This window comes from Xenorhabdus littoralis, assembly GCF_033949345.1.
GTDB classification, from domain to species: Bacteria; Pseudomonadota; Gammaproteobacteria; order Enterobacterales; family Enterobacteriaceae; genus Xenorhabdus; species Xenorhabdus littoralis.
The window spans coordinates 1-473 of sequence record NZ_VCDP01000063.1; the positions used below are offsets into that span (position 1 = coordinate 1).

The 473-nt window shown below is 50.3% G+C and carries 1 pseudogene; it reads right to left on the reverse strand.

Features of this window, described 5'->3' with window-relative positions:
- Positions 1 to 473 (reverse strand): annotated as a pseudogene (locus FE394_RS15345) (hypothetical protein); the annotation flags it as partial.

A 473-nucleotide genomic window follows, 5' to 3' on the forward strand; every position in this document is an offset into this window, starting at 1 on the left:
CTCCCCTCTGGTATAACACTCCCCCCTGACCGCATAATTCCCCGCAGATTGATAATTTCCGGCGGGTTGGTAGTTCCCGCGCGGTTGATATCGCCCGTCTGACTCCCCTCTCGTATAACATTCCCCACGAACGGCGTAGTTACCAGCAGGCGCATAATTCCCTTTTGACTGATAGCGGGAATCTGACTCTGATTTGGTATAGCTTTCCCCTTTCGGTGCGTAACTACCCGCAGGGGCATAGTTGCCTTTGGGTTGATAACGGTTATCCGATTCTTCCTTAGCATAGCTGTAGCCCGCAGGGGTATAGTTTCCCAAAGGCTGAAACTTCTGGTTGGCTTCTTCCTTGTCATATGCCCCCACATCTCCTGCATTTAATGTGGCATCATTCGCCAATGATTTTCCATTAATTCTCCGGCTATTTGGCACGGCATTTTTCGCCAAATCCGCCGTTCCCATCAAACCGAGGTTTTCTA